We start from the raw sequence: 5,010 nt of genomic DNA on the forward strand, positions 1-5,010 counted from the left end.
GGGGTCCCGCCAACCAAATGACATAAAACCCACGCTAAGACATTTTTTGGAAGGTAAAAAGCCGATTTTCCCACGTTAAGGAATTTCGGCTTTTGTGTTTTATTTTCGGAGTGGTCGTAATGTTTCTAATGTAGTTGATTGCTTAAATTTGAATTTATATTCACCAAGAAAGTTGATATGTTCCCAGCCAAGCGGTGAAATATGATGTAGCAATTCTTCATGCAAGACACCGTTCTCTTTTTTATATTCTATTGCCTTGGTTAAATATACCGTATTCCATATACTAATGGCATTAATAATAATATTTAATGCACTAGCTCTTTGAAGTTGATCCTGAAGCGCACGTTCACGCAATTCGCCACGTTTTCCGAAAAAAATAGATCTAGCCAAAGAATTCATAGCTTCACCTTTATTTAATCCACGATGAATTTTTCTTCTTAATGTTTCACTTGAGATATAATCTAAAATGAAAATTGTTTTTTCAATTCTTCCCATCTCACGAAGTGCTGTAGCCAAGCTATTTTGCCGAGCGTAAGAACCAAGCTTTCCCATAATAAGAGAAGCAGATACAGTACCCTTCCGAATAGAATGAGCTAATCGTAATACATCATCGTAATTTTTTTGAATAACATTTATATTGATTTGACCGCGCAATAATTTTTCTATTTGTGGAAAATCACTAGATTTTCCTATCGTGTAAAGCTTTGAGTCAGCTAGATCTCGTAAACGCGGTGCAAAACGAAAACCAAGTAAATGGGCTAAACCAAAAACTTGATCAGTATAACCGGCTGTATCTGTATAATGTTCTTCAATCGCTAAATCTGTCTCATGATGAAGGAGTCCATCAATGACATGTACAGCATCTCTAGCGTTTGTATTAATAACCTTTGTATAAAAACTTGAAAATTGGTCACTGACAAAACGATAAATTGTAGCACCTTTTCCAGTACCATAATGAGGATTAGCATCTGCATGAAGTGCAGAAACACCAATTTGCACACGCATGCCGTCTGATGAAGATGTTGTTCCATCTCCCCAATAGGAGGAAAGAGATAATTTATGATGGAAATTAACGAGTACAGATTGTGCTTTACTCATTGCATCCTCATATAACCTCCATTGTGTTGCATTTGCCATTTGTCTATAGGAAATATCAGGTGTAGCTTCACCCATTTTTGTCATACCTATGTTTGTTCCCAATGCCATAAGCGCAGCCATTAGAATAGTGGTTTCTTCTTCATTTGGAATACGATTGGTTGAAGCATGAACAAACTGTTCATGGAAACCGGTCCAATGAGCTACTTCCATTAATAAGTCAGTGAGCTTCACACGTGGAAGTAAGTCATAAAGAGATGAGCTAAATTCTTTTGCTTCTTGTGGTGTATCTTTTTCCAAACGGCTTAAATGCAGTCTACCATTCTCTAAACTTACCCCATTTAATTCGCCTATATGATTTGACACCCATTTTAAGCGTTTTAATAATGAAGATGTTCGTTCTTCTAAATATTCATGAGCAGATAGACTAACAGCTAACTCGGATGTTCCAGGCTGAATCTCGTTCCACTCTTCTTTTGAAATAAGGTACTCATCAAAATCCTTATGTTGTCTACTACCACTAATAGATATATTGCCTGACCGAATAGAATTTCGTAGTTCAGTTAAAACAGCCATTTCATAATAATGCCTGTTAATGGTTCCATCTTCATCATATACGTGCTTTTGCCATCTATTTGATACAAAATCAAGAGGGGCACCTTCCGGTACTTTCCGTTTACCTGTTTCGTTCATTTCTCTAACCGTGTGAATTGCACGAATTAAGGGCTCTGCTGATTTCGTAGAATGAAACTCAAATGATTTTAACAAGAGGGGTGTATACTTTCTCAATGTGTAGAATTTCTTCTCTAATAAGTCTAGATAATCATAGTCGATTGGACGTGCTAATTGCTTTGCTTCTTCTACAGATTGAACTAGCTTTTCCCAAGGCATTATCATTTCTAATACTATATAAGGATCTGTACCCTCATCTCTAGCTTTAATGAGCGCTTCTCCGAGGTTAGCAAAGTGAACCACTTTTTCATTAATTGATTTCCCATTTTGTTTTTGTCGTTCTTCTTGCGCTTTTCTTCCTTTGGATAATAAAGACATAATCTGACGATCATGTATCTCAAATGCTTGGTCCGTCAAATCTTGAATTAATTCTAGAAGATAAACAACCAAAATAGCATATTTTTTAGAATCATCAAACCTTCTAAAAGAGTGGGGTTCATATCTTGAACCAATTTTAGATAATTGTCGTAATCTGTTTGGATGTAAGGTCTTTGTGTCAATTTGCAATTGTAAATTTCGAATATATTCAAGTTTTTCAACTACTTTGAGAAAAGAATCGGGGGAATGAGAGCTTGGTATTTCTCGCAACCATGCCAAATATGTTTTGGTACTGTCTTCCATCGGAAGTAGAAGACAGTTTAATTTTTGAATATGTTCCATAGCTAGAGAAGAATTAAGTAATCGAAAAATCTTTACTTCTGCACGTCTTCGAACTTCCCATACCATTCGTTCTATTGTTGTCATAGCTGGTAAAATAATTTTTCTCTTTTTTAATTCTTCAATGGTTATCTGAATTAAATGTAGAGCATTCTCATTCTCTAATGCATATTGTAATAAGACTTGAGACACAACACGATATTCACGAATGGTGAAGTTCCGAAATCCATATTCTCTTCTAATTTCTTCGAGATGCTCATGTTTCGTTTGCTCACGTTCTGCATATATATGTATTTCTTTCGCATTAATTTGGAGTTGTTTGGCTATATAATTCACAACACAATCGGGTATATGTTGAATATCTGATAAGGTCCAACCAGGAAATCTCAATACACAAAGCTGTAAAGCAAATCCTAACTTATTATGATCTCGACGATGACGCTTGATAATTTCTATATCATGAGGGGACAAGGTGTAGTAACTTCCTAATTCATACTCACTAATTTGTTCTGGAATAGATGCAAACTCTAAACGCTGTTCTGACGTCAATAATTCTCTTGCACGTTTTGAAGACATAGTTTTCTCCTTTCTAAAATACAAGAAAATACCTTGTCTATAGGATGCCGTAGCTCAATGGATGTTAGGTTGAAGTATTTTCTTGTCATGCTAACATCTTTGTAAACTATTTAATTTAACTACTCAGTTTCTTCATTAGATTATCAGTTGGCCATAGTATCTTGTTGCATCTTGCGATACAAAGTCATTCTAGAGATACCGGCTTTCTCTGCAGCATCTGTACGACTCATACCTTGATTAATAAGATATAAAGCATAATCAATCTTTTCCTCATCCATTTTTGGTCTTCCAGGATGTTTCCCTCGCTTCCTTGCAGCCTGAATCCCTTCCTTGGTCCGCTCAGAAGTTAAATCTCGTTCAAATTGAGCAATACCAGCGAAAATAGTAAATAACATTTTTCCATGTGCTGTTGCTGTATCGAGCCATGATTCCTTTAAACTTTTCAAGTGAGCACCTTTTTGAGAAATATGTTCCGTGATTTCAATGAGATCTTTTGTAGAACGTGATAATCGAGTTAAATCTGTTACAACAATTGTATCTTCTGGACGAAGAAATTCTAGCATACTATTTAACTCTGGACGGTTTCGTTTTGTACCGGTTATTTTTTCGAAGAAAATACGATCGCATCCAAACTCTTCAAGTTGTTTCTTTTGGCGATCCAAATTTTGGTCTAATGTAGAAACACGCATATAACCAAACTTCATGTTTATCATCTCCCTTACTAAAAATTGTATCAAAAACGATTCAATGAGGATATTGTTACAAATAATATTGTTACATATTTTTGTTACGCTCGTTATGCAAGTTAATTAGACTAAAAGTTTATTACTAATTATTGTAACAATAATGGTCGTTTTTGTTACGGTGATATCATAAAAAATACTACTCTATAAAAAAGTAGTAAAGTTAAAAACTAACTCTAGATTATGAAGAACTACATAGGCTAACATAAAATGAAGGAGACCATGCGGGTTATTTAGACGGTCTCCTTTTGTTTTTCTTAAGCTTCTACTTCACTCAGCAATGCATGAGTATTGTCTTCAGTATCCTGAAAAAATACCATCCATGTTTCTGTTTGTCCCATTTTAGCTACAACATGTGGTTCGTCGATAAAAGTAACTTCTTTACCTAATAAGCGTTCATAAGTATCTTTAATATTATTTACTTCAAAATAAATTACTGAACTTGAAAGAGCGAATTCCTCTTTTTCTGGAAGTGTTAACATGAGACGCAATCCGTTGCATTCAAAGAATGCCATACTATTAGTGTTAAACAAAAGTGAGAGACCTAATTTTTCTTTATAAAAATCTAGTGCTCTATTTAAATCTTTTACAGGTACTCCAATTTGTCCAATTTTTTGGATTATATTAGTTTCCATAAAAATTTGCTCCCTTCAAAATATCTTATTATTAAAAGGATAAATTATTTTACCTAATTTTTCTTATCCAATATCACCTTTTTTCGATATTCTTTAGGAGATATGCCAACATGTTGCTTAAACATTTTGCTAAAGGATACAGGATTTTGAAATCCAAGTTTAAAGGTTATATCGGTCATATTATTACTTAATTCTGATAATAGTTGTTTTGCTTTTGTTACTCTAAACTCTGAAATATGCTGATGAGGAGTTTTACCATATATTTGTGTGTATGTTCTTAATAAATGATTTGGAGATAGACAAGAAATTCGTGCAATGTCATTTAATTTAATAGTTTTGTCATAATAAGCTCTTATGTAATCATGGGCTATACATATCCTTCTATATAATTCTTCACGTGTAGAGGTCCTTATTGCACTTAAAGATTCAACTTCCTTGTATGTATTAAAATGTTCATTCAAAATATATTGCATTAACTTATGAAATTGTTCCTCATAACCAACAGAATTAATTTCGAGACTAGGTAAAATATGTTTGAAAGTTTCAAGTTGAAAAGATAAAGTATTATTTTT

4 protein-coding genes are annotated in these 5,010 nt (G+C 33.9%); all 4 read right to left on the reverse strand.

Features of this window, described 5'->3' with window-relative positions; genetic code table 11:
• Positions 1–99: 99 nt before the first annotated feature.
• Positions 100–3,060 carry a Tn3 family transposase gene (locus tag PDQ33_RS28155; RefSeq protein ID WP_270757053.1) on the reverse strand — a complete coding sequence of 987 codons (2,961 nt, stop codon included), beginning with the start codon at positions 3,058–3,060 and terminating at the stop codon, positions 100–102.
• A 143-nt stretch (positions 3,061–3,203) separates the two neighbouring features.
• Entirely contained in the window at positions 3,204–3,764 is a 561-nt protein-coding gene (locus PDQ33_RS28160) for a recombinase family protein (protein WP_000668449.1), read from the reverse strand.
• 296 nt (positions 3,765–4,060) lie between these two features.
• A complete protein-coding gene (locus PDQ33_RS28165; protein ID WP_000449612.1) occupies positions 4,061–4,438 on the reverse strand; it encodes a VOC family protein in 378 nt (125 codons plus the stop codon).
• Positions 4,439–4,491: 53 nt separating this feature from the next.
• On the reverse strand, positions 4,492–5,010 hold a 519-nt coding region (locus PDQ33_RS28170), incomplete at its 5' end, for a helix-turn-helix domain-containing protein (protein ID WP_270757054.1).

This window comes from Bacillus cereus group sp. Bc031 (assembly GCF_027716265.1).
GTDB classification, from domain to species: domain Bacteria; phylum Bacillota; class Bacilli; order Bacillales; family Bacillaceae_G; genus Bacillus_A; species Bacillus_A paranthracis.